Annotated in this window: 26 protein-coding genes; 17 read left to right on the forward strand and 9 right to left on the reverse strand. The window is 67.8% G+C overall.

Annotated features, from left to right (window positions below):
* Positions 1-208: 208 nt before the first annotated feature.
* Positions 209-2,653, forward strand: a complete 2,445-nt coding sequence (locus ABZ909_RS03550) for a lysylphosphatidylglycerol synthase transmembrane domain-containing protein (RefSeq protein ID WP_356996035.1) — start codon at positions 209-211, stop codon at positions 2,651-2,653.
* A gap of 12 nt (positions 2,654-2,665) precedes the next feature.
* Here ABZ909_RS03550 and fadD5 read toward each other — a convergent pair whose 3' ends face one another.
* Positions 2,666-4,231 (reverse strand): fatty-acid--CoA ligase FadD5, encoded by a 1,566-nt coding sequence (gene fadD5, locus ABZ909_RS03555; protein ID WP_356996036.1) that lies wholly within the window; start codon positions 4,229-4,231, stop codon positions 2,666-2,668.
* Between the two features lie 284 nt (positions 4,232-4,515).
* Between fadD5 and ABZ909_RS03560 the strand changes: the two genes are divergently transcribed.
* From ABZ909_RS03560 to ABZ909_RS03580, 5 genes are all read left to right on the forward strand, one after another.
* Positions 4,516-5,490 (forward strand): nitronate monooxygenase family protein, encoded by a 975-nt coding sequence (locus ABZ909_RS03560; RefSeq protein WP_356996037.1) that lies wholly within the window; start codon positions 4,516-4,518, stop codon positions 5,488-5,490.
* Positions 5,491-5,633: 143 nt separating this feature from the next.
* Positions 5,634-5,807, forward strand: coding sequence for a type II toxin-antitoxin system VapB family antitoxin (locus ABZ909_RS03565; RefSeq protein WP_354840953.1), 174 nt, complete (start codon positions 5,634-5,636; stop codon positions 5,805-5,807).
* A 223-nt stretch (positions 5,808-6,030) separates the two neighbouring features.
* Positions 6,031-8,778: an acyltransferase domain-containing protein gene (locus tag ABZ909_RS03570; protein ID WP_356996038.1), complete on the forward strand. Its 2,748-nt coding sequence runs from the start codon at positions 6,031-6,033 to the stop codon at positions 8,776-8,778.
* A gap of 79 nt (positions 8,779-8,857) precedes the next feature.
* On the forward strand, positions 8,858-9,247 hold the full coding sequence (locus tag ABZ909_RS03575) for a hypothetical protein (RefSeq protein WP_356996039.1): 390 nt from the start codon (positions 8,858-8,860) through the stop codon (positions 9,245-9,247).
* 24 nt (positions 9,248-9,271) lie between these two features.
* Entirely contained in the window at positions 9,272-10,429 is a 1,158-nt protein-coding gene (locus tag ABZ909_RS03580) for a cation:proton antiporter (protein WP_356996040.1), read from the forward strand.
* Positions 10,430-10,516: 87 nt separating this feature from the next.
* Here the strand turns inward: ABZ909_RS03580 and ABZ909_RS03585 are convergent, their stop codons facing one another.
* From ABZ909_RS03585 to ABZ909_RS03595, 3 genes are all read right to left on the reverse strand, one after another.
* Entirely contained in the window at positions 10,517-10,939 is a 423-nt protein-coding gene (locus tag ABZ909_RS03585; RefSeq protein WP_356996041.1) for an RNA-binding S4 domain-containing protein, read from the reverse strand.
* A gap of 17 nt (positions 10,940-10,956) precedes the next feature.
* Complete coding sequence (locus ABZ909_RS03590; protein WP_356996307.1) at positions 10,957-11,568, reverse strand: NlpC/P60 family protein; 612 nt, start codon at positions 11,566-11,568, stop codon at positions 10,957-10,959.
* Positions 11,569-11,851: 283 nt separating this feature from the next.
* Complete coding sequence (locus ABZ909_RS03595) at positions 11,852-12,109, reverse strand: hypothetical protein (RefSeq protein ID WP_356996042.1); 258 nt, start codon at positions 12,107-12,109, stop codon at positions 11,852-11,854.
* A gap of 188 nt (positions 12,110-12,297) precedes the next feature.
* On the opposite strand from ABZ909_RS03595, the gene ABZ909_RS03600 reads away from it, so the two are divergent.
* Both ABZ909_RS03600 and ABZ909_RS03605 read left to right on the forward strand, forming a co-directional pair.
* Positions 12,298-13,482, forward strand: a complete 1,185-nt coding sequence (locus ABZ909_RS03600; protein ID WP_356996043.1) for an ATP-binding protein — start codon at positions 12,298-12,300, stop codon at positions 13,480-13,482.
* Positions 13,483-13,609: 127 nt separating this feature from the next.
* Positions 13,610-15,565 (forward strand): acyl-CoA dehydrogenase family protein, encoded by a 1,956-nt coding sequence (locus ABZ909_RS03605; protein WP_356996308.1) that lies wholly within the window; start codon positions 13,610-13,612, stop codon positions 15,563-15,565.
* Between the two features lie 81 nt (positions 15,566-15,646).
* On the opposite strand, the gene ABZ909_RS03610 is transcribed toward ABZ909_RS03605, so the two are convergent.
* On the reverse strand, positions 15,647-15,787 hold the full coding sequence (locus tag ABZ909_RS03610; protein WP_356996044.1) for a hypothetical protein: 141 nt from the start codon (positions 15,785-15,787) through the stop codon (positions 15,647-15,649).
* 375 nt (positions 15,788-16,162) lie between these two features.
* Here ABZ909_RS03610 and ABZ909_RS03615 point away from each other — a divergent pair, with 375 nt between their 5' ends.
* Positions 16,163-17,149, forward strand: coding sequence for an alpha/beta hydrolase (locus ABZ909_RS03615; RefSeq protein ID WP_356996045.1), 987 nt, complete (start codon positions 16,163-16,165; stop codon positions 17,147-17,149).
* 182 nt (positions 17,150-17,331) lie between these two features.
* Positions 17,332-17,619 (forward strand): hypothetical protein, encoded by a 288-nt coding sequence (locus tag ABZ909_RS03620; RefSeq protein WP_356996046.1) that lies wholly within the window; start codon positions 17,332-17,334, stop codon positions 17,617-17,619.
* On the opposite strand, the gene ABZ909_RS03625 is transcribed toward ABZ909_RS03620, so the two are convergent.
* Positions 17,620-18,213, reverse strand: a complete 594-nt coding sequence (locus ABZ909_RS03625; RefSeq protein ID WP_356996047.1) for a TetR/AcrR family transcriptional regulator — start codon at positions 18,211-18,213, stop codon at positions 17,620-17,622.
* A 115-nt stretch (positions 18,214-18,328) separates the two neighbouring features.
* Between ABZ909_RS03625 and ABZ909_RS03630 the strand changes: the two genes are divergently transcribed.
* Complete coding sequence (locus ABZ909_RS03630) at positions 18,329-18,802, forward strand: nitroreductase/quinone reductase family protein (RefSeq protein ID WP_356996048.1); 474 nt, start codon at positions 18,329-18,331, stop codon at positions 18,800-18,802.
* 3 nt (positions 18,803-18,805) lie between these two features.
* On the opposite strand, the gene ABZ909_RS03635 is transcribed toward ABZ909_RS03630, so the two are convergent.
* Complete coding sequence (locus tag ABZ909_RS03635; protein WP_356996049.1) at positions 18,806-20,107, reverse strand: acetyl-CoA acetyltransferase; 1,302 nt, start codon at positions 20,105-20,107, stop codon at positions 18,806-18,808.
* A 336-nt stretch (positions 20,108-20,443) separates the two neighbouring features.
* On the opposite strand from ABZ909_RS03635, the gene ABZ909_RS03640 reads away from it, so the two are divergent.
* The 4 genes from ABZ909_RS03640 (at position 20,444) to ABZ909_RS03655 (ending at position 24,341) form a co-directional block, all read left to right on the forward strand.
* Positions 20,444-21,277, forward strand: a complete 834-nt coding sequence (locus tag ABZ909_RS03640) for a hypothetical protein (RefSeq protein ID WP_356996050.1) — start codon at positions 20,444-20,446, stop codon at positions 21,275-21,277.
* Positions 21,278-21,317: 40 nt separating this feature from the next.
* The gene (locus tag ABZ909_RS03645) at positions 21,318-23,249 is read left to right on the forward strand and encodes a fumarate reductase/succinate dehydrogenase flavoprotein subunit (RefSeq protein ID WP_356996051.1); all 1,932 of its coding nucleotides are present in this window, start codon (positions 21,318-21,320) and stop codon (positions 23,247-23,249) included.
* A 2-nt stretch (positions 23,250-23,251) separates the two neighbouring features.
* Complete coding sequence (locus tag ABZ909_RS03650; RefSeq protein WP_356996052.1) at positions 23,252-23,998, forward strand: succinate dehydrogenase/fumarate reductase iron-sulfur subunit; 747 nt, start codon at positions 23,252-23,254, stop codon at positions 23,996-23,998.
* Positions 23,999-24,185: 187 nt separating this feature from the next.
* Positions 24,186-24,341: a hypothetical protein gene (locus ABZ909_RS03655; RefSeq protein ID WP_356996053.1), complete on the forward strand. Its 156-nt coding sequence runs from the start codon at positions 24,186-24,188 to the stop codon at positions 24,339-24,341.
* Between the two features lie 46 nt (positions 24,342-24,387).
* Here ABZ909_RS03655 and ABZ909_RS03660 read toward each other — a convergent pair whose 3' ends face one another.
* Together ABZ909_RS03660 and ABZ909_RS03665 are read right to left on the reverse strand one after the other, a co-directional pair.
* The gene (locus ABZ909_RS03660) at positions 24,388-24,591 is read right to left on the reverse strand and encodes a DUF397 domain-containing protein (protein ID WP_356996054.1); all 204 of its coding nucleotides are present in this window, start codon (positions 24,589-24,591) and stop codon (positions 24,388-24,390) included.
* Between the two features lie 113 nt (positions 24,592-24,704).
* The gene (locus ABZ909_RS03665) at positions 24,705-25,625 is read right to left on the reverse strand and encodes a helix-turn-helix transcriptional regulator (protein WP_356996055.1); all 921 of its coding nucleotides are present in this window, start codon (positions 25,623-25,625) and stop codon (positions 24,705-24,707) included.
* 263 nt (positions 25,626-25,888) lie between these two features.
* On the opposite strand from ABZ909_RS03665, the gene ABZ909_RS03670 reads away from it, so the two are divergent.
* Together ABZ909_RS03670 and ABZ909_RS03675 are read left to right on the forward strand one after the other, a co-directional pair.
* Entirely contained in the window at positions 25,889-26,092 is a 204-nt protein-coding gene (locus ABZ909_RS03670; RefSeq protein WP_040862491.1) for a hypothetical protein, read from the forward strand.
* Positions 26,089-26,313 carry a hypothetical protein gene (locus ABZ909_RS03675; protein ID WP_356996056.1) on the forward strand — a complete coding sequence of 75 codons (225 nt, stop codon included), beginning with the start codon at positions 26,089-26,091 and terminating at the stop codon, positions 26,311-26,313. Before ABZ909_RS03670 ends, ABZ909_RS03675 begins: the two co-directional genes overlap by 4 nt.
* The last annotated feature ends 127 nt before the right edge of the window (positions 26,314-26,440 follow it).

Below are 26,440 nucleotides of genomic sequence, written 5' to 3' on the forward strand. Positions count from 1 at the left end.
CCCGATCCTCGCACGCCCGTTCGCGATCCATCGAAGACTCGCATCGAGCCGGAGTAACCCGCCCCGGAGCGGAGCGGAGGGGCGAATCAGACACTGTTACGGTTACCAGCGTGTTGGGTGGTCGGTGACGCCGTCGCCTGCCGCATACTCACACCGAGCCGACCATGGGACCACAGCCGTTCCCACGATCCGAAAGCGCGAATAGGACATGCGAGTCGACGGGCGGGAAATTCCCGTCTCCGGCAGCCTGCTGCAGCCGCGGATCCGCCGGACCAGTGACATTCTGCGTGTTGTGCTGTCCGCGCTGTCGGTGGCCATCGTCATCGCCGGATCGCTGATCACCAGGCCGCAGTGGGAGGCGCTGGAGCGCTCGGTCTCCGGCATCGTGGGGTTCCTAACACCGGAACAGTCGAACCTGGTCTACATCGTCTACGGAATCGCCATTCTCGCGCTGCCCTTCGCCATTCTGGTGCGGCTGGTGCTGCGCGGGCAGTGGAAACTGCTGGCGGGCTTCATCTCCGCGGGCCTGATCGCGCTGGGCCTGTTCTCCATCACCGGCACCGGCTTCTCCGCGCCGCGCTGGCATCTGTCGGAACCGGGACAGGTCAACACCTTCCTGTCGCAGTTCCTCGACGATCCGCGCTGGATCGCCATGCTGGCGGCGACGCTCACGGTGGCCAGCCCCTGGCTGCCCGCGCGGGCGCGACGCTGGTGGTGGACGCTGCTGCTGGCCTTCGTGCCGATCCACCTGTTCGTCTCACTGGTGGTGCCCGCCCGGGCCGCGCTGGGCCTGGTGGTGGGCTGGCTGGTGGGCGCGGTGATCGTGCTGGTGGTCGGCACGCCCGCGCTCGAGGTGCCCCTCGGCGCGGCGGTGCGGGTGCTGGCCCAGCGCGGCTTCCGGGTGACCGCCTTCAAGGTGCTGCGCCCGGCCGCCCGTGGGCCACTGGTGCTTTCGGCGAGCACGGTGCCGCAGCCGGAACTGGGGGCCTCACCCAACGGCACGTCCGCCGCGGCGGAGTCCGGTGAATCCCGTTCGCCGGACAATGAATTGATCATCGAGATGTACGGCGCGAACCAGCGCAGCCGCGGCATGCTGCAGCAACTCAAGCGCTGGCTCACGATTCGCAGCGGCGAGTACCCGGCGCCGTTCGCCTCCATGCGCCGCGCGGTCGAGCATCGCGCCCTGATGGGTTTCGCCATCGCCGATCTGGGCCTGGCCAGCAATAAACCGCTCACCGTGGCGGCGCTGGACCGCGGCTGGATGGTGTACGCGCACACCGTGCCCCAGGGCCGGCCGCTGACCGCCGCCGACGGGGAGCCGACGCTGACCCGGGTGTGGCAGGCGCTGCACAGCATGCACCAGGCCCAGATCTCACACGGCGAACTCCACGCCGAGGAGATCCGGGTCCTCGGCGACGGCACCGTGCTGTTCGGCGGGTTCGTAAATTCCGAATTCGGTGCGTACCAGGTGCGTTTCGACTCCGACGTGGCCCAGCTGCTGCTGTCCTCCGCGGACCTGTTCGGTGTCGGCCCGGCCGTGCGCACCGCGCTCGAAGTACTGGACAAGCAGGCGGTGCTGGACGCCTCGGCCCGGCTCACCAAGACCGCGGTGCCCACCCATGTCCGCAAGGCGGTGCCGGACGCGGGCGAGTTGATGAAGGACATCCGCGCGGAGGTGGCCGCGCAAACCGGGCAGGACAAGATCGAGGCCGCGCAGATCACGCGCTTCTCGCGGAACCAGATCATCCAGCTGGTGCTGCTCATCGGCCTGGTGTACGTGGCCTACCCGTACATCAGCGCGGTGCCCACCTTCGCCTCGGAGCTGCGCAACCTGAACTGGGGCTGGGCGCTGCTCGGGCTGACCGTGTCCGCCCTGACCTATGTGGGTGCGGCAATGGCGTTGTGGGCGTGCGCCTCCGAGGCCGTCAGGTTCGGCAACCTGCTGCTCATGCAGATCGCCAACACCTTCGCCGCGACCACCACCCCGGCCGGCGTGGGCGGTCTGGCGCTGAGCGTGCGGTTCCTGCAGAAGGGCGGCCTGGGCGCAGTGCGGGCCACCGCGGTGGTCGCCCTGCAGCAGACGGTGCAGGTGGTGACCCACGTGGTGCTGCTGCTGATCTTCGGCGCGCTGGCCGGAACCTCAACGAACCTGTCGCATTTCGTGCCCAGTGCCACCGTGCTGTACCTGGTGGCGGGCGCCCTGCTGGGCCTGCTGGGCGTGACCATGTTCGTCCCCAAGGTGCGCAAGTGGCTGCTCAACGAGGTGCGCCCGCAGCTGGCGGAGGTGGTGGGCCAGCTGAAGGATCTGGCCCGGCGGCCCGGCCGGCTGGCCATGATCGTGGGCGGCTGCGCCACCACCACACTGGGCATGGCGCTGGCGCTGTGGGCGAGCATCGAAGCCTTCGGCGGCAGTACGACTTTCGTGACCGTCACCATCGTCACCATGATCGGCGGCACCCTGGCCTCGGCCGCCCCGACCCCCGGCGGTGTGGGCGCGGTGGAGGCCGCCCTCATCGGTGGTCTGGCCGCCTTCGGTGTCTCGGCGGGGATCGCGGTTCCCGCCGTCCTGCTCTACCGGGTGCTGACCTGCTGGCTGCCGGTGTTCTGCGGCTGGCCGATCATGCGCTGGCTCACCGCCAACGACATGATCTGAAACTGTCGCGAGTTACGCCGAATACGCTTTGCGCAGTTCGACCTTCACGACCTTGCCGCTGGCATTGCGGGGCAGCTCGGGCACGACCACCAGGTGTTTGGGGTGCTTGTAGCGGGCCAGCGACTCGTTCAGGAACGGTTCCAGCTCTTCGAGGGTCAGGTCGTCGACACCGTCGACGAGCGCGACCACCGCGACCGGCACCTCGCCCCACTTCTCGTGTGCGCGGCCCACGACGGCGGCCTCGTGGATCTTGGGGTATGCGAAGAGCACGTTCTCGATCTCGGCGCAGTAGATGTTCTCGCCGCCGGAGATGATCATGTCCTTCTTGCGGTCCACCACGTAGATGAAGCCCTCCTCGTCCTGGCGGACCAGGTCGCCGGAGTGGAACCAGCCGCCGTGGAAGGCCTCCGCGGTGGCCTCGGGCTTGTTCCAGTAGCCCTGCATGAGAGTCGGTCCGCGATAGACGATCTCGCCGACCGTACCGGGTGCGACATCGTTCATCTCGTCGTCGACCACGCGGGCCTGGATGGTGGGGATGGGCAGGCCGACCGAGCCGATCTTGCGCAGCGCGTCCTTACCCTCGAGCACGCAGGTGATGGGTGACATCTCGGTCTGGCCGAAGACCGCCACATTGAAGGCGTTCGGGAAGCAGTCGGCCATGGCGCGCAGCACCGTGTCCGAGGCGGGGGCCGCACCCCAGCACAACGCCTGCAGTGCGAGCTTGCGCTGCTTGACCGTCGGCTCCTCGCAGACGAGCTGCCACTGCACCGGCACGCAGAAGGCGGCGGTGGCCTGCTCGGCCTCGACGGCGTCGAGGAATACGGTGGCGTCGAAGGCGCCCAGCGGGTGCAGCACGGTCTTGCCGCCGAGCATGAAATACGGGGTGAGCGAGCCCAATCCGGCGATGTGGAACAGCGGTGAGCTACAGAAGCCGATGGAGTCCGGGGTGATCTCCATGGCCCGGATACAGGTCAGCGCCTGCGCGTTCATGTTCGCGTGGGTGAGCACCGCGCCCTTGGGGCTGCCGGTGGTGCCCGAGGTGTACATGATCAGGCAGGGGGTTTCTTCCGGAATGTCCAGTGGCGCATGCGGTTCGCCCGGCTCGGCCAGGAAGTCGTCGTAGCCGATGACGCCCGCACCGGTCTGCCCGTTGATGACCACGACCGTGGACAGGTCCGGGGCCTGCCCGGCGACGCCGACAGCCAGCGGCTGCAGCACCGAGTCGGTGACGATGGCCTTGGCTCCAGAGTCGGCCACGATGTAGGCGACCTCGGGCGGGGTGAGCCGGAAGTTCACCGGCACCGCGATGGCCCCGAGCGCATTGATGCCCATGACGGCCTCGATGTACTCGGTGTAGTTCAGCGCCAGAATGAGCACACGATCGCCGAACCCGACCCCTCGACGGGACAGCGCGTCGGCGAACTGCTCCGACCGCTCGTGCAGCTGCTTCCAGGTGGTGTCCACGCCCTTGAACTTGAAGGCGACCTGACCGGGCCGCATGGCCGCGTGGGTCGCGACCTGGTTCACCCAGTGGTTGCGCCGCGACCGGATCGGCTCGTCTAGCGGCTGGAAGGTCATGCGGTGTCCTTTCACGCTGATCAACTGTGAGAATAGCGCTTAACTTTCTGACGTGACAAGGGTTACAGAGAAGGTTTCACCGAGAAGTTCTCACAGCTTCATTCAGCAGTTCAGAGCATGTATTGCGGCCTAGTAGACACTCATAACCATGAGCAGCCAACCTGGGGTGCACTGGTCACAGCCCTGGTCATGTGCAAACTTCGACTCACATCAAGGTTGTCGCTCCATATGCAACTATGCGAGTATCGGGGCAGTTCGCGAGAGGCAGGGAGAGGACAGCGCCCATGGCACTGAAGACCAGATTCACCGAGACCTTCGGGGTCGAGCACCCCATCGTGCAGGGCGGCATGATGTGGGTCGGCCGCGCCGAACTGGCCGCCGCCGTCTCCGAGGCGGGCGGTCTCGGCATCATCACCGCGCTCACCCAGCCCACTCCCGACGATCTGCGCCGCGAGATCGACCGCGCGCGTGAGCTCACCGACAAGCCGTTCGGCGTGAACGTCACCATCCTGCCGTCGATCAACCCGCCGCCGTACCAGGAGTACGCCCAGGCGATCATCGAGTCGGGCGTGAAGATCGTGGAGACCGCCGGGTCCAATCCGGAGCCGTTCCTGCCGTACTACAAGGAAGCTGGCATCAAGGTGCTGCACAAGTGCACCAGCGTGCGGCACGCGCTCAAGGCGCAGAAGATCGGCGTGGACGGTGTGTCCATCGACGGCTTCGAATGCGCCGGGCACCCGGGCGAGGACGATGTGCCGGGCCTGATCCTGATTCCGGCCGCCACCCGGGCCCTCGACATCCCGGTCATCGCCTCCGGCGGTATCGCCGACGCCCGCGGCCTGGTCGCGGCGCTGGCGCTGGGCGCGGACGGCGTGAACATGGGCACCCGCTTCATGTGCACCCAGGAGTCGGCGATCCACCAGACGGTCAAGGAGCAGATCGTCGCCAACTCGGAGCGGGCCACCCAGCTCATCTTCCGCACCATGCACAACACCGCCCGCGTGGCGGACAACGAGATCAGCCGCAAGGTCGTCGAGATCGAGAAGGCCGGCGGCAAGTTCGAGGACGTCAAGGATCTGGTGGCGGGCGCGCGCGGCCGCCGGGTGTTCGAGGAGGGCGACCTGGACGCCGGCATCTGGTCGGCCGGTCAGGTGCAGGGCCTCATCGACGACATTCCGACCTGCGGTGAGCTGGTCTCCCGGATGGTCACCGAGGCGGAGGCGCTGATCCAGCAGCGGCTCGCGAGCATGATCGGATAGTTCCGGCGAAAGTCCGTACGTCCCAGACAATTACGACAGAGCCCTTGGCATTTCCTGCCAAGGGCTCTGGCCATTCCGGCTATCGGCGGCTGCTGGATCCGTCATGCTTTGAGGACACGACGGATGCGGCGGAGGTGCCTGAAATGGCCATCACTCGAATCTATCTCGACGACGACGCGCTGCGCCGGACCATGGCCATCTCGGGTGTGAACACCGAACAGGACGCGGTGAACCTCGCACTCCGGTTCTTCAGTTCCCATGCCACCGCCGAGGATTTCGACCATCCCTTTCAGGGACGGACGGCCACGGCCTCGTAGTCATGCGGAACGATGACCCCGATGCCCTCGGGGCGGTCGGGTAGGCGCTGACCTGCGCAAGCGCCGGGTGACGAATTCGCCTGCGCGAAAGCTCTTCTGGCCACGGCGAAATCTTGGCAGAATCACCCGCGGTACCTCGACGGCCGGCAGCGCGCGGACACGGGAGGGCATTCCTGTGCGGCAGAGTACGAGAGCATCAACAGATCCCACCCCCTTCCCCCGGGTGTCGATCGTCGGTGTCGGCTGCCGGTCGACGGGTCTGGAGTTCGATCACGAGTGGTTCGGCATCGATCGCCTCGAGGCCGCCGGGCTCACCCCGCGCCAGCGCACCAACCTCGAGGTCGCCGTGGAAGCACTGGACGACTCCGGATTGGGCTGTCTGGCACCGGCGTCCAATGCGGCGGTGGTCTTCGGCGCGGTCGGCGGCACCAATAGCGCCCACCACCTGTCGCGTGCCCTGGACCTGCGCGGTCCCAGCCTCACCGTGGACAGCCGGCGCACCTCACCGCTGGTCGCCGTGGACATGGGCGTACGGCTGCTGGCCGACGAAGCCGTGCCCTTCGTCATCGCGGGCGGTGTGGATCTTGCTCTGCTACCGGACATTTCGGACCTCAGGATACCGGTGCCCAGGAACCTCGGCAGCGGAGTCGCCACCGGAGCCGGCGGCGACAATGGCATCTGCACCGTCCTGGTGCTGCAGCGCACGACCGACGCGCTACGGAACCGGACCCGCCGCTACGCCGACATCGGCGGGCCCGCCATCGGCTTTCCCGAGGCGGACCGCCCCGACGCGCACATCGCCCTGGACGACCCCGCGCGCCCGGGTGGGCCCCCGGCCCTCGACCGCGGCGACGAACCCCCGGTACTGCTCCCGCTCACCGGACGCGACCCGGCCGCCATCCACGCCCTCGCGCTGCGCTGGGCCGTCGCGATCGGCTCCTATCGCTCACTGCGCGAATTCGCCTCCGCCACTGCCCGGCTCATCCCCGAACCCACCCGCGCCGCGGTCCTCGCCCGCGATACCGCCGACGCCGCGGCCCAGCTACGCACCCTGGCCCGCCGCATCGCCATCACACCTGTGAGCGCCCGCACCACGGGAACGGTCACGGCCGTGCCCCTCCCACGCGCGACCGCCGGCATCTTCGACCCGGTCCGCACCGATCATGACGGCGGCACGCTCTTCCTCTTCCCCGGAACCGGCGGCCACCCGCGCATGGGACGCGCGCTCGCGGCCCGGTACCCGGTCTTCGCGGCGGCGTTGACCGCGGCCGTGGACGCCGTGGCAGCGGCCGGCGGCCCACGAGTCTGGACGCCGCGCAATGGATTCCACCGAACGACCCCTGCGACCAGGCCGAGCGCGGGGCTACCCGAGGCGGAATGCGGTCGCGCACCGTCCGCCGACTCGGCAGTCCCCGCCTCCGGCCGGCTCGTCGAGGCGCCGCGGCGAGGCGGCGACCACGGGCCCGATCATGCCCGCGAATTCGGCTGCGAGAGCGACACATCGGGCGAATCCGGCGCGGGCGACATCGTATTCGAGCACTCGGCACTGTTCGCCTTTCAGGTCGCACTGGCCGAGTTGCTCGAGTCGGTGGGGCTACACGCGGATGCGGTGGCCGGGCACGGCGTCGGTGAGGTCGCCGCCGCGGTCGCATGCGGTGCGTTGTCGCTGGACGACGGGGCACGGGTGGTGGTGGCGCGGGCGCGGCTGCTCGAACGGGCGGGCGGGGGTGCGGCCGCGGCCGTTCTCGAGGCGACTCTCGCAGAGGTGACCCGGCTGGTCGAGCCCATGCGCGCCGATGTCGCTGTCGCCACCGTGGACGGTCCGACGGCCATCACCGTGGCGGGCGAGCCCCGCTATATCGACGCCCTCGTGCGGCGGGCCCATCGCCGCGCCATCTTCGCCCAGCGCCTCCCGGCCGACGCAATACCCGCCGCCGCGCACCTGCCGGCGATCCGCGACCGTGCCGCCGAATTGCATCGTGAACTCACCGATCTCGCCGCGCTTCCGCCGCAACTGCCGTTCTACTCGACCACCCGACCCCGCCCGGTGCCGCTATTGCCGGTCACCCGGGCCCCCGAGGACGAGACCACCCGTGCCACGGCACCGCCCGCTACGGACGACCTGCGCACCGACGCCGCCTACTGGGCCGCCAACGCATGGCATCCCGTCCACTTGGCCGCGGCGTTGGAATCGGCTGCCGCCGATGGGATTTCGAGAATCCTCGAGATCGGTCCGCAGCCGGTGCTGACCACGGGATTGCGTGAGCGCGCCCCGTACCGGGAGGGCGCCCAGGCCGTGCTGGCTCGCGACGGCGAGGCGGAGAGTTTTCTGCACACCGTCGCGCGGCGGTATCTGGACGGGCGCGCCGTGGACTGGACGGCCCTCGGCTCGCTTACGGCCCCGCCACCGCAACGGCAATGGCACAGATCGGATTCCGGTGTGCGGCGCCGGTGGGGAAACGACGGCTTCGGCGCGGCGTACCCGGTTGGGCAGCCACCGGCACCGGCCTTTCCGGCCGTCGAGATCCGGCCGGACGGAACGTATGTGGTCGCGGGCGGGCTGGGCCCGCAGGGTGAGGTCGCGGTGCGGTGGTTGCTGGAGGCGGGGGCACGGGACGTGGTGGTGCTGACCCGCACGCCGCGGCCGCTGCCGCCCGGGTTGACGGGTATGGAGGAGCGGATTGTGGTGATGCGGTGCGACTGCGCCGATCGCACCGATCTGGCGACGGCGCTGCAGGACATTCGCGAGTGCGGGTCGGCGGTCCGGGGCGTGGTGCACGCATCGGGGGAGACGCGGCTGGTGGCGGCGGCGAATCTACTGGAGTTGACGGCGGCGGATGCCACCGATTTCACCGTGCTGCTGACCTGTGTGCCCAATGCGGCCGAGCCGGGTGCGGTGCGGAAACTGGCGGCGGCGCAGGTGGATCGGCGGGTCATCTGCGTGGAGTGGGAGATCGGCCCCGCGGCCTAACAGCCGGGCGAAACGGTCAATTGGGGCAGAATCCGCGTGTCCGTATGCGACCGGTCGGTCGCACAGGAATGATGACTCCATGGCAGACCCCGAGATCACGGTCAAGTGGAAGAAGGAGCCGGACGAGCACGACTACCCGGCCGCTGCGGATTACCTCGACATGCTGGCGGAGCCGGACGTCGTCGACAAGGTCGTCCAGAAGCTGCGCGCCGCCCCCGTGGTGCACAAGAAGGCCAAGGACCTGCTGCGCGCCTCACAGCTCGAGATCCTGCCGACCTTCAACCCCTACGTCCGCCGCGACCTCGCCAAGATCATGGCCGGCCTGGCGCTCTCGCCGATCCTGGTGGTGCCCGGGGACTTTCGCAAGGCCGTGCCCATGCAGATCGTGGACGGCTACCACCGGGTCTGCGCCATCTACTACACCGACGAGAACATCGCGATCCCGGTGAAGATCGCCTCCCTGCCCTGACCACATGAATGCCGAGACGACGTCGTGACGTTCCAGACCCTCACCCTCATCATCCTGCTCGGCCTGGCCGGGCCCTGGCTGGCCTGGCGGCAGTCCTGGCACCTGCCGGTCATCCTGGGTGAACTGCTGGCCGGAATCGTCTTCGGCACCACCGGCTTCGGCCTGCTGCACCCGGAGGACCCGACCTTCGCCTTCATCGCCGACGTCGGCTTCGCGGTGGTCATGTTCGTGGCCGGCACCCACGTGCCGGTGCGGGACGCGGCCATTCGCTCGGCGCTGGGGCGCGGCGCGCTGCGCGCGGTGCTGGTGGGCGTGCTCTCGGTGATCGCCGGGCAGGGCATCGCGGCCTGGTTCGACACCGGGCACGGACTGCTCTACGCCGTACTGCTCGCCTCCTCCTCGGCGGCCATCGTGCTGCCCATCATCGACTCCCAGGGGCTGAGCGGAAAACCCGTGCTGGAGTTGACCGCTCAGGTCGCCATCGCCGACGCCGCCGCGGTGGTGGCGCTGCCGCTGGTGATCGATCCGCGCAATGCGAGCCGGGCCGCGCTCGGGGCGCTGCTGGTGGCCGGGGCGGCGGCGGTCGCGTACTTCTTCCTGCGCTGGCTCGAGGACTCCGGCATCCGGCACCGGTTGCACAAGATCTCCGAAGACCGGCAGTTCGCGCTCGAACTGCGGGTCAGCCTCGCCCTGCTGTTCGCCCTCGGCGCGCTCGCCACCCGCAGCCACGTCTCGATCATGCTGGCAGGCTTCGCACTCGGCCTGGTGGTGGCCGCCATCGGGGAACCGCGCCGAGTCGCCAAGCAGCTCTTCGCCATCAGCGACGGCTTCCTCGCACCACTGTTCTTCGTCTGGCTGGGTGCGCGGCTGAACCTGCGCGAATTCGGCGACCACCCGCACCTGATCCTGCTGGGTCTGGCGCTGGGCGCGGGCGCGGTGCTGGCCCACGCGTTCATGCGGTTCCTGGGTCAGCCGATTTCGCTCGGGGCCATCGCCTCCGCGCAGATCGGCGTGCCGGTCGCGGCGGTCACGGTCGGCACCCAACTGCACGTGCTGAAGCCGGGCGAACCGGCCGCGCTCATGCTCGGCGCGCTGGTCACCATTGCCGCCGCCGCGTGGGGCGCGCGGGCGGCGGCCACGGGCACGCCGGGCCATGCCGCACTATCCCAACGAGACAACTGATTTCGTGAGTCGCGGGTAACTCGTCGGGCACGTCCAAAATCGGGTCGGCACCAACCTTCGGCACGGGTGCGAGGCTGTCGACGGCTCCTAGCCGTCCGCTGAAGTCCCGGGGAGGAGGGGGAGGTCGCGCCCCAGCAACCGGTCCGTCTCGCGCCGCTCGCGCTTGGTCGGGCGGCCGGCGCCGCGATCACGACGCGGAATGAGGGAGGTCAACTGCGGGTCGGGCGGGGGCGGGCTCTTGTCGATCAAGCACTGCACGGCCACGGCCGCGCCGACCCGCTTGGTGATGAGCTGCTCGACGATGACGATGCGTTCGGAACCATTGACGCGGACGCGGATCTCGTCACCGGGCTTCAGATGGTGCGCGGGCTTGACCGATACGCCATTGACCCGCACATGCCCGGACCGGCAGGCCGCGGCGGCCGCGGAGCGGGTCTTGAAAATGCGGACGGCCCAGGTCCAAGAATCAACTCGGGCCTGAGCCGTGGTGCTCAGTGGAGCAGAGGTCACACGTCGACGATACTGCGTCAGGCGTTGACGATGCGGCGCGCGGTGACGACCTGGCTCGCATGCAGGTTGGTGTAGGAGACCGGGGTGCCGGTCTGCACGGCGTTCAGCAGCTTGCCGTCGCCGGCGTAGATGCCGACGTGGCCGCCGCCGTTGGTGATGACGATGTCGCCGGGCTGCAGGTCCTCGAAGGCGACCGGGGCGCCGACGTTGGACTGCTCGAAGCTGGTGCGGGGCAGCTCGACTCCGGCCTGCTTGTAGGCCCACTGCACGAGGCCGGAGCAGTCGAAGCTGTAGGGACCGGTCGCGCCCCAGGAGTACTGGGCGCCGACCTTGGTCTCGGCGGCGTGCAGCGCGACGTCACCGATGGAGCTGGGCTTGTTGAAGATGCTGGGCAGCTGGAACTGCGGAGCCGGGGGGACCGCCGGGGTGCCGACCTGAGCGCCGCCGCCCAGTCCGCCCGGGGTCTGCAGCGCCGTCTCGGCGTCCTTGACCGTCTGATTGAACTGCTGCACCTGAGGCGCGAAATCGTCCGGCACATCAAAGTTTCCGATGCCCGGGATCTCGACGGTGGCGGCCGTGGCGGTGATCGCCGGGAACGCGCCAGTAGTCGTCGCGGCCATCGCACCCATCACGATGGCACCCTTCACGGAATTCGGAAGCCGAGATTCCCGCTGCAAGCTGTGCTTACCCACTGAGCCGCATCTCCGATCTTGCTGCTGTAACGTCGCGGGCTGCCTCTCCGATGAAGCAACAGACTCCGCTAAGTCACGAGAAGATTACGACTAGGCCGCTCCGTTGTCCACCCGACGCGAGAAGCGTGTCGCATCTTTATGAAAATGCCCCGCTGAACCTGCAATTCGGTGTATAGGGCCGTGGATCACGAGACGATATAGGTGGTCGATCCGACCGTTATCAACCCTTCGCCGCGATCGCCCGTTCCAGCTCGGCAATCCGCCGGCGAGCGTCCGCGAGCTCGACTTCCAACTGCCCCAGCGCCATCACCAGCGGACCCACCGCAAGATCGGCCACCAGCTGCGGATCGTCGTACCCGCGCTCGATGGCCACCAGGATGTTGTTGCGGATGCGCGCGGCCACGATCGCCTCGGCGGGCACGTTCCAGGATTCGACCACCTCCGCGACGGTGGGCGTGGGTACGGCTTCTTCCGACATGAACCCTCCTGCGCTGGATCCCAACGAATCAGGCATAAGGGTAGAGACTCCCGGGGACACCGCGGAGTCGCTGTATCGACTTCTATTGATCGCGGATCGGCCGGACCGATATGCCGGTCGATAACTGTCTCTAGTGTCCCCGATAGATGCCCGGATAATCCGCGATGACCGCGCTACGGTTGGGCCGCATGGACCCCGTCAGGAATCCCTACGCGCCCGGCGCGGGGCAACGACCGCCCGAGCTCGCGGGCCGGGACCGGCAGCTCGAAGCCTTCGACATCGTGCTGGAGCGGGTGGCGCGCGGACGGCCGGAGCGCAGCGTCATGCTCACCGGTCTGCGCGGTGTCGGAAAGACGGTGCTGCTCAACCAGCTTCGCTCGGCCGCCCGCTCGCGCGGCTGGGGCACCGGGAAGCTGGAGGCCCGCCCCGATCAGGAACTGCGGCGACCGCTGGCCTCGGCGCTGCACATGGCGGTGCGTTCGCTCGCTGTGACACACCGCAATACGGAGCAGGTGGACGATTTCCTGGGGATTCTCAAGGCTTTCGCACTGCGCTCCACCGACGGCAAGGGCATGCGGGAACGCTGGAACCCGGGCATCGACGTGCCCGCGGTGACCGGACGGGCCGACTCCGGCGATATCGAGATCGATCTGGTGGAGCTGCTCATGGAGGCGGCGGCGCTGGTGCGCGATCTGGGCATCGGCATCGCGGTGTTCATCGACGAGATGCAGGATCTCGGGGCGGCCGACATCTCGGCCATCTGCGGGGCCTGCCACGAATTGAGCCAGGACGCCGCGCCTTTGATCGTGGTCGGGGCGGGTCTGCCGCACCTGCCCGCGGTGCTGACCGCGTCCAAGAGCTACTCCGAGCGCCTGTTCTCCTACCACCGCATCGATCGGCTGGATCGGGAGTCGGCCGACCAGGCGCTCATCGCGCCGGCCGAGCGGGAGAGCGTGAAGTACTCCGAGGAGGCACTGGACGCGCTGTACCAGAAGGCCGACGGGTACCCGTATTTCGTGCAGGCGTACGGCAAGGCCGCCTGGGACGCGGCGGCGCAGAGCCCGATCTCGGCCGAGGATGTGGCGGTGGCGGCACCCGCCGCCGAAGAGGAGCTGGCGGTCGGTTTCTTTGGCTCCCGCTACGAGCGAGCGACGCCGGCCGAGCGCGAATACATGCGCGCCATGGCCGACCTGTCCGGCGACGACGGGCCGGTGGCCACCGCCGCGGTGGCGCACGAGCTGGGACGCAAACCCGCCTCGTTGTCCCCGGCGCGCGACGGCTTGATCAAGAAGGGTCTGATCTACTCGGCCGAGCGCGGAACCATCGGTTTCACGGTCCCGCATTTCGGCCGATACCTGCGCGGCGTTCAATAACCAAAGATTAGCCAGCTGATCAAGATCATCTCATGACAAGGCTTTTCGATCTTTGCCAGCCCCTACCGGCGGGTAACAAAGACTCCTACACTCGAATGTGATTCTCATCACGGTCGAGGAGGACATCATGGCGACTGCCGCCAAAGTCGACGCCACCGAAGAACAAGCCCGGGCACTGGTCGAGGAATCCCGCGAAACCACCTGGGCCAAGCCATCGTTCGCCAAGGAGATGTTCCTCGGCCGGTTCCGGCTCGACCTCATCCACCCGTTCCCGCGCCCCGACGCCGCGGACACCGTCAAGACCGAGGCGTACCTGACCCGGCTGCGGGCCTTCTGCGAGACCATCGACGGCCAGCGCATCGAGGCCGAGGGCCGCATCCCCGACGAATACGTGCGCGGGCTGGCCGAGCTCGGCTGCTTCGGCCTCAAGATTCCCGAGGAGTACGGCGGGGTCGGGCTGTCGCAGGTGGGCTACAACAAGTCCCTCATGCTGGTCGGCTCCGCGCACGCCAGCCTCGGCGTGCTGCTGTCGGCGCATCAGTCCATCGGCGTGCCCGAGCCGCTCAAGCTGGCCGGCACCCCGGAACAGAAGCGAGAGTTCCTGCCGCGCTGCGCCAAGGGCGCGGTGAGCGCGTTCCTGCTCACCGAACCCGATGTGGGCTCCGACCCGGCACGCATGGCCTCCACCGCGACCCCGACCGCGGACGGGGATGCCTACGAGATCAGCGGCGTGAAGCTGTGGACCACCAATGGCGTTGTCGCCGAACTGCTCGTGGTGATGGCGCGGGTGCCCAAGAGCGAGGGCCATCGCGGCGGGATCTCCGCGTTCATCGTGGAGGCCGACAGCCCCGGCATCACGGTGGAGCGGCGCAATACGTTCATGGGCCTGCGCGGCATCGAGAACGGTGTCACCCGGATGGACAAGGTGCGCGTACCCAAGCGGAATCTGGTGGGCCGTGAGGGCGACGGGCTCAAGATCGCGCTCACCACCCTCAACGCCGGTCGCCTCGCCATCCCGGCCATGTGCACGGCCGCGGCCAAGTGGTCGCTCAAGATCGCGCGGGAATGGTCGGCCACCCGCGTGCAGTGGGGCCGCCCGGTCGGCGAGCACGGCGCGGTCGGCGCGAAGCTCTCCTACATCGCCGCAACGACTTTCGCGCTGGAATCGGTGCTCGATCTGTCGGGCACCATGTGCGACGAGAACCGCAACGACATTCGCATCGAGGCCGCGCTGGCAAAGTTGTGGGCCTCGGAGATGGCGTGCCGGATCGCCGACGAACTGGTGCAGATCCGCGGCGGCCGCGGCTACGAGACCGCGGCCTCGCTGCGAGCCCGCGGCGAAAGAGCCGTCGGCGCCGAGCAAATGGTGCGCGATCTGCGCATCAACCGCATCTTCGAGGGTTCCAGCGAGATCATGCGGCTGCTGATCGCCCGCGAGATGGCCGATGCCCACATGGCCGCCGCCGGGGCGCTGGTGGATCGCAATGCCGAGCTCAAGGACAAGGCCAAGGCGGCGGTCGGGGCGAGCGGCTTCTATGCCAAATGGTTCCCGCAGCTGACCGTCGGCGCCGGCACCGCACCGGTCGGCTACGGCGAATTCGGCCCGCTGGCCCGGCATATGCGCTTCGTCGAGCGGATGTCGCGCAAGCAGGCCCGCGCCCTCATGTACGGCATGGCGCGCTGGCAGGCCAAGCTCGAGTACAAGCAGGGCTTCCTCGGCCGCATCGTCGACATCGGCGCGGAACTGTTCGCCATGGCCGCGGCCTGCGTGCGCGCCCAGGCCCTGCGGGTCGACGGCAATCCCGACGGCGTGGCCGCCGAGGAACTCGCCGACGTCTTCTGCCGCCAGGCGCGCCTGCGGGTCGAGAAGCTCTTCGACGACCTCTGGTCCAACACCGACGATGCCGACACCGACCTCACCCGCGGCATCCTCGACGGGCGCTACCGCTGGCTCGAGGGCGGCGCACTGGATCCGAGCGAGGGCACCGGCCCGTGGATCGCCGAATGGCAGTTCGGGCCGTCGGTGGAACAGAACCTGCTGCGGCCGTTCCTCCCGTCCACGAAGACGGGGGCGGCCACGTAGTCAGGCTCCGCATAGAAATCTGCCGCTCTCTAGTCATATTGCTAGAGAGCGGCAGATTTCCCTGACAACGGACCACCCGGGCTACCGAGCCTTTCCGGCCTGCTGACGCGTGGTGGCATCGAGCCGGTTGAACAGGTTGGTCACCGCGATCATCATGACGATCCCGGCAAGCTGCTTCTCGTCGAAGAACTGGGCGGCGGGGTTGGTCATCCGAGCGTTCATTGTCCTTCTCCTGCAACGAGATTCGTGATCGGCGACCCGCTCCGGGCCGCTCGGTCCGTCATCTCGACGACCGGCGGGAGCGCCGGAAGGTGACGACGCGGCATATGGCGCCGGTCACTCCCGATGCGATACGCATCTACTTTTGTCTAGCTCATTCACTAGATATAAGAAGAAATTGCGGACGACGGCCGGACGTGCCGGGATTTCTACCCGGGTCCAGCAATGTGGCGAGACTCCGACAGATCCACCGACAGCCGTGCATAGATCAGCGGAGTCAGTTGGACAACTTGTGTATAACACCTGGTGTGGGGGGCTAACGACGGGGCTATTCCCACCGACAACCGGGCAAGAAGGCGCACTCTTCAGGAGGACGTCATGTCCACCATCGACACCCGCGCCGCCGATTTCGACGGCCACCACATCACCGTGTCCGCCGATGACGGCGTGCCGCTCGCGGTGCGTGAATTCGGCACCATCGACGCCCCCGTCACCGTCGTGTTCGTGCACGGCCACTGCCTGCGCGCCGAATCGTGGGCGTTCATGCGCGGGCACCTGCTGCAGACCTGGGGCGACGACACCCACATGGTGTTCTACGACCATCGCGGACACGGGGATTCCGGGGATGCCGACCCCGCCACCTACACCATCGAGCAGCTGGCCCGGGATCTGGACGCGGTGCTGCGGGTCGTGGTGCCGATCGGACCCGTTGTCCTGGTGGGTCATTCGATGGGCGCCATGACCGTGCTGGCCTACGCCCGGCTGTATCCGGAGACGATCGGGACCCGGGTGGTGGGCGTCGGCCTGCTCTCCAGCGCCGCCAACGGGGTGACCCGGGTCGGGCTGGGGCGGCTGCTGAGCGCACCGGCGGTGAACTCGCTGCGGGTGGCGGTGCGGCGCGCGCCGCGGGCCATGCAGGCCTCGAAACACCTGAGCCGCCGCATCTTCGAACCCATCATGCGGGACGCCACCCTGGGCACCCGCAAGGTGAGCCCGCGCATGCTGGCGGTGGCGACGGCCATGCTCAACGACACCTCGCTGCTGACCATGGCCAGCTTCCTGGAGTCGCTGATCCGCTTCGACGAGACCGCGACCCTGCACCGGCTGGGCTCGATTCCGGTGCTGGTGCTGGCCGGATCCGCGGACATCATGATCCCGTTCGCGCACTCGGTGGTGCTGGCCTCCCAGGTCGACGATGCCGAGCTGGTGCGACTGGACGGCGCCGGGCACAGCGTGATCCTGGAGCGGGCCGAGGAGGTGGCCGCCGCGGTGGTGGCGCTGGTGGCCCGGGCGACCGCGGCGGCGCGCGGCGCGGACCCGGACTGCGGTCCCGACTGCGGACCGGAGTACGCCATCGCGGGGTAGCCGGAAGATCATCCGTGGCGGGCGGATTCGACGATCTGAAACGTCCGCCGCCCCAATTTCGGACCTAATGACAGGCCCTCTAGCTGCGAATATCCTTTGCCAACGAGACGAATCCCGCACGATCACGTACTGTGTTGTAGATCACGATGTGTGGTCTGTCACACGGCTCGAGGAGGGTTTCGATGACACGCAGCGAGATTGCGGAACTCCGCTACGCGGTCGGCCAGCTCCGGCAGTGCGTCACCGCACTGCGTTCGCACTACGGAGACGCGGGCACTGTCCGCCGGCTGGAGAACGATCTGGAAAGGCTCGTCATCGACACCGACGAGTTCGAACAGGCGCCGCCGCCGGAAGCACCGCGCGCCAAGCAGGAGACGATCTACGTCCCCGACGCCAAGCACGATGAGGCGGCCTGGATGGGCGCGCAGGACGAGGGCCTGGGCTTCCACTCCCGCCCCCGCACCAAGTAACTAATCCTTCGTTTCGAACAGCGGCAGGGCCACCTCGACAATGGCGTCGGGGCTCGGCAATTCGACGAGCGCATCGGGTGGGCTCAGCTGCCGCTGTAGGGCGCGCTGATGAGCCGCGCCGACCAGCAGCAGGGCTGCGGTGCGCAGATCCGCGGCCTCGACGCCCCGGGCCGACAGGTAGGCGACCACGGCGTCCACCGCGCGGTGCGGGCCCAGGTCGAGATCGCGGCTGCGTTCCCGGTAGACCGCGCCCAGCTCGGCATCCGATTGCACCGCCGCCATCACCGGCAGGGCGGAGACGAAGAATTCCTCCAGGGTCGCGAGCAGCGACCGCAGCGCCGTGGGCAGATCCGCCGTGGGCGCGTCGGCGAGCAGGTCCTTGAGCGGGCGCAGCTGGTGCTGGATCACGGCCTGTAGCAGGCCCATTCGATCGCCGAAGTGGTAGAAGATGCTGGATTCGGCGACTCCGGCCCGGGCCGCGATCTCCTTGGTGGACAGCCGGGCGAGGCCGGATTCCGCGAGCACCTGTTGAGCATTGGTGATCACGGCCTCGCGCACACCGGTACTGGGCCGCCCTCGGGAACGGGTCCCCACATCGCCTCCTGTCACGTTTCGACTGTCGTTTTCCAGCTCGACCCTTGCAGTATGCCGCACCTGGTCGTATTTTCTGAGTAGTCACTCAGTAAATAGGGAACCGGAGGACGTACCGATGTCCCAGCCAGTAACGACCACCTCGAACCCGGCCGCCACCCGTAAGCAGAAGCGGCTCGACGCCGTTATGCGCCGGCTCCTGCGCTCACCGCTGCATCGGGTGGTCAGCGGCAAACTGCTCATCGTCACCGTGGTCGGCCGCAAGAGCGGGCGGGTGTACGAGAACCCCGTCGCCTACGCAGAACACGACGGCACGCTGCTGATCGGCACCGCGGCCAAGTGGCGGCACAATCTGCGCCCCGGCGAACCGGTGCGAATCGGCCTGCGGCGCCGGGAGATCGACGCCGATTGGGAGGTCGTCACCGACGTGGACGCGGCGGCCGAGCCGTATCGGATCATCGTCGCGCAGAACCCGACCCACGGGAAATACGCGGGCATCAGCCTGAATTCGGACGGCAGCGTCAACCGCGAGGAGCTGGCAGCGGCTTTTGCCCGGGGCACGGCGGTCGTCCGGCTCCGCCCGCGTGACTAGTCCTCAGTGGCGGTGCCGGCCCCGTGCGGAGCGCCGGCCGCCGACGCCGCGGAAGCGGGCGCCGCGCGGGGCCTGCGAAACCGGTTCCAGATCGGGGGATTCGAAGATCGCGGCCAGGGCGCGGCCGGGGCCCGCGGGGGTCACTGCCAGGCCGAGACCGCCGTCGCGGCGGGCCAGTTCGTGCAGCATGGTGGTGACCATGCGCAGACCCGCCGCGCCGCCCGGATCACCGAGGGCGATCGCGCCGCCGTGCACATTCAGGCGCTCCGCGGCGTCGTCCTCGAGGCCGAGGGTGCGGGCCAGCGCCAGCACCTCGACGGCGGAGGTCTCCTCCACCTCCAGCAGCGCCAGGTCCGACAGTTCGAAACCGGCACGCCACAGTGCCTTCGCGACCGCGGAGGTGGCGGCGGGCACCGGGACGCCCAGGGGAGCGGTGGTGCTGACCCAGCCGAGCAGGTAGCCCATCGGCTCCAGGCCGAGATCCACCAGCCGGTCCTCGGCCACCACCAGGCAGGCCGCGGCGGCCAGGCCGCGGCTGCTGCTGTTTCCGGCCGTGGTCACGCCGTCGGGCCGGAAGGGGGACAGGGCCGCGAAGGCGCGGTGTGAGACATCGTCGCGCAACCCCTCGTCGCGGTCGACCAGGCGCACCACCTCGGAATTCGGATCGTCGGGACGCGCACACACCACGACGGGCGCGGTCTCCGCGCCGAACACACCCTGGCGATGGGCGCGGGCGGCACGACGGTGGCTGACCGCGGCGAAGTCGTCGGCCGCGGCCCGGCTCAGGTCGTGGTCGCGGGCCAGTTGTTCGATGCCGTCCGAATCCGCTTGTCCGCGTGCGGATTCGGCGGACCAGATGGCGATCTGCTGGTCGGTGGTGGGTCCGGCATCGGCCGCGGTGCGGGCACGGACGCCGGGCAGCGGCGGGACGCTGGCGGATTGCGCGTCGAATCCCCCTGCGGCGCTGTGGCATTCGGCGCCCACCGCCAGCACCACATCGACCGCGCCGGTGCGCACCATCATGGCAGCGGTGATCAGGGCGCGCAGTCCGCTGCCGGGACCCTCACCCAGGGCGAAGTCACCCAGCTCCGGCGGCAGTCCGCACAGCGGCAGGGCCGAGCGGACGGCCTCGGCATCGGGGACGGCGGTGACCAGCTGTTCGACCCGCGCGGGATCGATGCCCGAGCGGCCGAGCACCGCCGAGATGACAGTGCCGACCAACCGGTTCGGCGGCACCGCGGCGAGTGCTCCGCCGGGCAGACCCACGGGCGTGCGCATCGGCATGACGATGGCGGCGCGTCTCATTACCGGCTCCCTTCGAACCCTCAGCAGACCGACAGGCCACCACACCGTTGTTGCTGTCATATGACGAGCGGTAACCGCCGCGGACGAGCCGCCCGACCTGCGCGCGGGCCGGAATCCGAAACACTCTGACAGCCCGGCGAGTTCGCGAGATTGCCGTTTGTTCACCAAGCAAACGAATTGCTGGTGGCCACAGGAAATGTGGCGCAAATCACGGGATCCCGAAATAGCTGTTGCGAGCTCGAGTGATAGCGCCACTGTCGTAAGGTGCTCACCATCACATTCGATGCCGGAGGTAACGATGACGTTCCACGGGGTAGAGCAGCGAGGCATCCAGCAGTGAGCGCCGCACCAGTCAAGGCTTCTGAATCGAGCACAACCGGGGTTTTCAGTAGGGGACGGGCCGCCATTTCGGCAGGCACGCTCCGCACCGACAGGTGGTGGGTGCCGCCGGCCGCGACGGTGCTGGGGCTCGCGGCCTTCGTCATCTACGCGACCATCAGATCCTTTGTGCGCAGCGCGTATTGGGTGCCGGACTTCCACTATCTGACACCGTTCTATTCGCCCTGCCTGAGCGCTTCGTGCGTCGAGGGCTCCAGCCATTTCGGCACGCCGGTCGGCCACCTGCCCATGTGGATTCCGCTGGGCTTCCTGGTGCTGCCGTTCCTGCTGCTGTTCCGACTCACCTGCTACTACTACCGCAAGGCCTACTACCGGTCGGTGTGGATGTCGCCGCCCGCCTGCGCGGTGGCCGAGCCGCATGCGAAATACTCGGGGGAGACCCGGCTTCCGCTGATCATCCAGAACGCGCACCGCTACTTCTTCTACGTCGCGATCATCATCTCGGTGATCAACACCTATGACGCGGTGATCTCCTTCCACGCCAAGGGCGGCGGCTTCGGCATCGGGCTGGGGACGCTGATCATCACCGGCAACGCGCTGCTGCTGTGGGCGTACACGCTGTCGTGCCACTCCTGCCGTCACATCGCGGGCGGCCGGCTCAAGCACTTCTCGCAGCACCCCGTGCGCTACCGCTTCTGGACCGTGGTGTCGAAGCTGAACACCCGGCACATGCAGCTGGCCTGGACCACGCTGGGCACGCTGGTCCTCACCGATTTCTACGTCATGCTGGTGGCGAGCGGAACCATCTCCGATCCTCGCCTCATCGGCTGACAGTCCTCTATTCCTCTGTCTCCCAGGAGTATTCGGTTCCATGCCTGAAGTCGAGCGGCACAAGTACGACGTCGTCGTGATCGGTGCCGGCGGTGCCGGCCTGCGTGCGGTCATCGAGGCCCGTGAGCACGGGCTGTCCGTGGCGGTGGTCTGCAAGTCCCTGTTCGGCAAGGCGCACACCGTCATGGCCGAGGGTGGCTGCGCGGCCGCAATGGGCAATGCCAATGAGAAGGACAACTGGCAGACCCATTTCAAGGACACCATGCGCGGGGGAAAGTTCCTCAACAACTGGCGCATGGCCGAGCTGCACGCCCAGGAGGCCCCCGACCGGGTGTGGGAGCTGGAAACCTATGGGGCGCTGTTCGATCGGACCAAGGACGGCCGGATCAGCCAGCGCAACTTCGGCGGCCACACCTATCCGCGACTGGCGCACGTCGGCGACCGCACCGGACTCGAGATCATCCGCACCATGCAGCAGAAGATCGTCTCGCTGCAGCAGGAGGACTTCGAGCAGACCGGTGACTACGAGGCGCGCATCAAGATCTTCGCCGAGTGCACCATCACCGAACTGCTCAAGGACGGCGACCGGATCGCCGGGGCCTTCGGGTACTGGCGGGAGTCCGGGCGCTTCATTCTGTTCGAGACGCCCGCGGTGGTCATCGCCACCGGTGGTGTCGGCAAGTCGTACAAGGTGACCTCGAACTCCTGGGAGTACACCGGCGACGGGCACGCGCTCGCCCTGCGGGCCGGGGCGTCGCTGATCAATATGGAGTTCCTGCAGTTCCATCCGACCGGCATGGTCTGGCCGCCGTCGGTGAAGGGCATCCTGGTCACCGAGGGCGTGCGCGGTGACGGCGGGGTGCTCAAGAACTCCGACGGCAAGCGGTTCATGTTCGATTACATCCCGCCGGTGTTCAAGGGCCAGTACGCCGAATCCATCGAAGAGGCGGACCAGTGGCTGAAGGACAACGATTCCGCCCGGCGCACACCGGATCTGCTGCCCCGTGACGAGGTCGCGCGAGCCATCAACGAAGAGGTGAAGGCCGGGCGCGGCACCCCGCACGGCGGCGTCTACCTGGATATCGCCTCCCGCCTGCCCGCCGACCAGATCGTCAAGCGGCTGCCGTCCATGCACCACCAGTTCAAAGAGCTGGCGGACGTGGACATTACGAAGGAGCCGATGGAGGTCGGGCCGACCTGCCACTACGTGATGGGTGGCATCGAGGTCGATCCGGACACCCAGGCGGCCACGGTGCCCGGTCTGTTCGCGGCCGGTGAGTGCGCCGGCGGCCTGCACGGCTCCAACCGGCTGGGCGGCAACTCGCTGTCGGACCTGCTGGTCTTCGGCCGACGTGCCGGACTGGGCGCGGCGACCTATGTCGAGCAGCTGGCCGCGCCGCCCAAGATCTCCGACGCCGATATCGCCGCGGCCGCGAAATCGGCTGTGACGCCGTTCGATCCGCCCGCCGAGGGCGGCCCGGGCGAGAACCCGTACACGCTGCACATGGACCTGCAGCAGACCATGAACGATCTGGTCGGCATCATCCGCAAGGAACACGAGCTGAAGCAGGCCGTCGAGCATCTCTCCGAGCTGCGCGACCGCTACGACCACGTCACCGTGGAGGGCCACCGGCAGTTCAATCCGGGCTGGCATCTGGCGCTGGACATGCGCAACATGCTGCTCATCAGCGAGTGCGTCGCCCAGGCCGCGCTGCTGCGCACCGAGAGCCGCGGCGGCCACACCCGCGACGACCACCCGGGCTTGGATCCGGTGTGGCGCAACAAGCTGCTGGTCTGCACCGTCGACCCGGACGAGGTCGGCTTCTCGGTGCCGTCGGTGACCGTCACGCCCGAACCCCAGGTGCCCATGCGCACGGACCTGCTCCGGTTGTTCGACCTGGCGGAGCTCGAAAAGTATTACACCCCCGCCGATCTCGCAGAGTTGCGGGACGACGCCGGAAAGGCGGAATAGCCATGGGTTACGAGGCGAAGTTCAAGGTGTGGCGCGGTGACACCGAGGGCGGCGGCCTGCAGGACTTCACCGTGGAGGTGAACGAGGGCGAGGTGGTGCTCGACATCATCCACCGGCTGCAGGCCACCCAGGCGCCGGATCTGGCGGTGCGCTGGAACTGCAAGGCGGGCAAGTGTGGTTCGTGCTCGGCCGAGGTGAACGGGCGGCCGCGGCTGCTGTGCATGACCCGCATGTCGACGTTCACCCAGGAAGAAGTGGTGACGGTGACGCCCATGCGCACCTTCCCGGTTATTCGCGACCTGGTCACGGATGTGTCGTTCAACTACCAGAAGGCACGCGAAGTACCGTCTTTCACGCCGCCGGTGGATCTGAAACCTGGCGAGTACCGGATGCAGCAGACCGATGTGGAACGGTCGCAGGAATTCCGCAAGTGCATCGAATGCTTCCTGTGCCAGAACACTTGTCACGTGGTGCGTGATCACGAGGACAACAAGCACGCATTCTCCGGTCCGCGATACCTGATGCGTATTGCCGAACTCGAAATGCACCCACTGGATGTCGCCGACCGTCGCGAACTGGCGCAGGAGGACGCGGGACTGGGCTTCTGCAACATCACCAAGTGCTGCACAGAGGTTTGCCCGGAGCACATCAAGATCACTGATAACGCACTGATCCCCCTCAAGGAACGCGTTGTGGACAGGAAGTACGACCCGATCGTCTGGTTGGGCAGCAAGCTCTTCCGGCGCTGACGGTACCCGCAGAAATCTTGCACCGTGGCCCCGCGGCCCAGCGTGGGGCCACGGGATTTACCGAGATGGTTATTGATCACGAAACGGCTGCCGTTTGACAACGGAAGTATGTTTGCGACGGCTAAGCATGGGTATCCAACTATTCGTGGACCGAGGACTCAAGAATGTGCGTCCCCGGTACCGGAAAATGGGTCCCGATGACTGGGTCGAACGGCTGATCGTAGGGATGCTCTTCGCGGTATCGGCGATGGGCGTATACGTACTCACCGGCGCACTGATGTCGGCCGTGGCAATCGGCGTGCTGGTCGCCGCCGTCGCGATGGGTGTGGTCGCAATCCTCTGAGGCCGGGGGTTCACGGGTCGGGGCCCGTGAACCCCCGTTCAGCAAATCATCGGTCGAAGACCCCGTTTTCGAGGCCCGCGGTGAAGGATCCCCATTCCGCCGCACCGAACACCAGCGCCGGGCCCTCCGGATTCTTGCTGTCCCGCACGCCCACTCGGCCCGCGGGCAGGAAGGCCACCTCGACGCACTCCTTACCGGCCCCGCTGCGGCTGCTCTTGAACCAGCGGGCCCCGGAAAGATCCACAGTCATGCTCTGTCCTTTCTTCGCCTGTGCGGAGCCCTACGTGGTTACGCTCCGCTGCCACCTCCGGGCTTGACCGCCCAGGCGGCGTCCCTTCTTCGCCTGTGCGGAGCCCTACATGGTTACGCTCCGCTGCCACCTCCGGGCTTGACCGCCCAGGCGGCGTACTCCTTCGCCACCTGCCGGAGCAGATTTCTGCTGTCCTGAACGTCCAGCGCGCAGCGTTCCAGGCCCGCTTGCGCCCGGCGATAACGCTGAACGTCGCCCTGTCTCTCGAGATACAGATCGCCGGTGAACCCCTCCACGTAGACCACCGGGGGCTCCACCGGTTGCCCCTTGCTGTCGCATCCGAATTCCAGAATCACGAACGGTCCGGTCGAAAGTCCCAGGGGGACACCGGCGGCGAAGGGCAGGATACGCAGCGCGACATTGGATCGGGTACTCAGTTCCGCCAAGTGCCGCACCTGCGCCGCCATCACCCTTGCACCTCCCACCAGGCGGCGCAATACCGATTCGTGCAACACCATGGCAATGGTCGCCGGATGCATGCGGCGGGTGATCATGGCCTGCCGCTGCATGCGCAGCTGAACGCGCCGATCCACCTCCACCACAGTCTCTTCCGGGTATCCCAGCCGGTTCAGGGCCCTTGCGTACTCGGCCGTCTGCAGCAGGCCCGGCACCAATTCCGATTGGTAGCAGGACAACTGCTGCGCGGATGCCTCCAGGCCGACGTAGACGTCGAAGTTCTCGGGAATCAGGTCGCCGTAGGAGTGCCACCAGCTCTTGACCGCCGCCTGCTGCGCCAAACCCTTGAGCCCCTCGGTGATTTGGGCGGGGATCCCGTAGATACGGCACAGCTCCTGGATGTCGATGGTGCGAATGCGGTCCGCGTTGCCCTTCTCGAGCCGCTGCAGGGTGCTCGCGCCCCACTCCATCAGCTTGGCGGCTTCGGCGATGGTCAATCCTGCCTGGATGCGCCAGTCCCGTAGATAGCGACCGAGCTGACGGCGGGGCAGGGTGGATGACGCGGGACCTTCGGACACGACACGCTCCATTCGCAGTCGCGGGCATGGATCGGGGCTCGACGGCGGGCGAGGGCTTCGTCCACTTTGGAGAATCGTCCTCCCCCAAGTGGATTCACTGCTGGGAATTCGCGCAATTTTGCGTTCTCCTTCTCGAAATTCGCCCGCCTGGCGTCTGCTCGTGGTGTGCTGGAGATGTGCCCGGAGCGGTGTAGCTAGGCCCCTTTCCTTTCCTGAACCTCCGGGCACTTCAGGAACCAGCGGGAACGAGGAGTGGTCTGGACATGCAACTGACATCCCTCAATATGCACATCGCCGGTCTGTCGCGCTGCCGCCGTGATCCGGGTGTGATGACCGTCGAACAAGCGCACGCCGCAATGCAATTGCACCTCGATTGCACCGTGCAGACCTGCAAGGTACGCCGACGAGCGCGGGCAACGCTGGTCGAGGAGGGACGGTGTGTGCTCGACGAGCGGGCACTGCCATGACCGGCCCCGCGCCGGCCCAGGCCGGCCCCGATCCCATACCGACCGGCTACGACCGGTTCGTCCACCGGATGCTGTGGCTGCTGCTCGACGCCCGGACAGCACAGCTACGCCACAAGACGGCACAGCTCCACACCAAGATTTCGCGGCCCGGGGTGTACCGGGGAAGGCCCCCGGCCGCGATGAACGCTGCCGCACAGCGCTTTCGAGCGCCCCGCGCCTAACCTCCAGGGCAGCGGTGGCGCAGTCCCCACCGCGTGCTGCAGCGCGGTTCGGCCGCCCGCTCCACAGACGGCGAGCGGCCGAACCGCACCCAAGATTCGGCGTGACGCTTACCCTGGAATCCATCGC

Origin of the sequence: Nocardia sp. NPDC046763 (assembly GCF_040645495.1) — a bacterium.
Taxonomy (GTDB): domain Bacteria; phylum Actinomycetota; class Actinomycetes; order Mycobacteriales; family Mycobacteriaceae; genus Nocardia.

What these genes read in the sequence shown, in the direction of transcription:
- ABZ909_RS03550 (WP_356996035.1), top strand. Translation starts at nt 209, where the DNA reads ATGCGAGTCGACGGGCGGGAAATTCCCGTCTCCGGCAGCCTGCTGCAG.
- fadD5 (WP_356996036.1), bottom strand. Translation starts at nt 4,231, where the DNA reads ATGACCTTCCAGCCGCTAGACGAGCCGATCCGGTCGCGGCGCAACCAC.
- ABZ909_RS03560 (WP_356996037.1), top strand. Translation starts at nt 4,516, where the DNA reads ATGGCACTGAAGACCAGATTCACCGAGACCTTCGGGGTCGAGCACCCC.
- ABZ909_RS03565 (WP_354840953.1), top strand. Translation starts at nt 5,634, where the DNA reads ATGGCCATCACTCGAATCTATCTCGACGACGACGCGCTGCGCCGGACC.
- ABZ909_RS03575 (WP_356996039.1), top strand. Translation starts at nt 8,858, where the DNA reads ATGGCAGACCCCGAGATCACGGTCAAGTGGAAGAAGGAGCCGGACGAG.
- ABZ909_RS03590 (WP_356996307.1), bottom strand. Translation starts at nt 11,568, where the DNA reads ATGGGTGCGATGGCCGCGACGACTACTGGCGCGTTCCCGGCGATCACC.
- ABZ909_RS03595 (WP_356996042.1), bottom strand. Translation starts at nt 12,109, where the DNA reads ATGTCGGAAGAAGCCGTACCCACGCCCACCGTCGCGGAGGTGGTCGAA.
- ABZ909_RS03600 (WP_356996043.1), top strand. Translation starts at nt 12,298, where the DNA reads ATGGACCCCGTCAGGAATCCCTACGCGCCCGGCGCGGGGCAACGACCG.
- ABZ909_RS03605 (WP_356996308.1), top strand. Translation starts at nt 13,610, where the DNA reads ATGGCGACTGCCGCCAAAGTCGACGCCACCGAAGAACAAGCCCGGGCA.
- ABZ909_RS03610 (WP_356996044.1), bottom strand. Translation starts at nt 15,787, where the DNA reads ATGAACGCTCGGATGACCAACCCCGCCGCCCAGTTCTTCGACGAGAAG.
- ABZ909_RS03615 (WP_356996045.1), top strand. Translation starts at nt 16,163, where the DNA reads ATGTCCACCATCGACACCCGCGCCGCCGATTTCGACGGCCACCACATC.
- ABZ909_RS03620 (WP_356996046.1), top strand. Translation starts at nt 17,332, where the DNA reads ATGACACGCAGCGAGATTGCGGAACTCCGCTACGCGGTCGGCCAGCTC.
- ABZ909_RS03630 (WP_356996048.1), top strand. Translation starts at nt 18,329, where the DNA reads ATGTCCCAGCCAGTAACGACCACCTCGAACCCGGCCGCCACCCGTAAG.
- ABZ909_RS03635 (WP_356996049.1), bottom strand. Translation starts at nt 20,107, where the DNA reads ATGAGACGCGCCGCCATCGTCATGCCGATGCGCACGCCCGTGGGTCTG.
- ABZ909_RS03645 (WP_356996051.1), top strand. Translation starts at nt 21,318, where the DNA reads ATGCCTGAAGTCGAGCGGCACAAGTACGACGTCGTCGTGATCGGTGCC.
- ABZ909_RS03650 (WP_356996052.1), top strand. Translation starts at nt 23,252, where the DNA reads ATGGGTTACGAGGCGAAGTTCAAGGTGTGGCGCGGTGACACCGAGGGC.
- ABZ909_RS03655 (WP_356996053.1), top strand. Translation starts at nt 24,186, where the DNA reads ATGGGTCCCGATGACTGGGTCGAACGGCTGATCGTAGGGATGCTCTTC.
- ABZ909_RS03660 (WP_356996054.1), bottom strand. Translation starts at nt 24,591, where the DNA reads ATGACTGTGGATCTTTCCGGGGCCCGCTGGTTCAAGAGCAGCCGCAGC.
- ABZ909_RS03670 (WP_040862491.1), top strand. Translation starts at nt 25,889, where the DNA reads ATGCAACTGACATCCCTCAATATGCACATCGCCGGTCTGTCGCGCTGC.
- ABZ909_RS03675 (WP_356996056.1), top strand. Translation starts at nt 26,089, where the DNA reads ATGACCGGCCCCGCGCCGGCCCAGGCCGGCCCCGATCCCATACCGACC.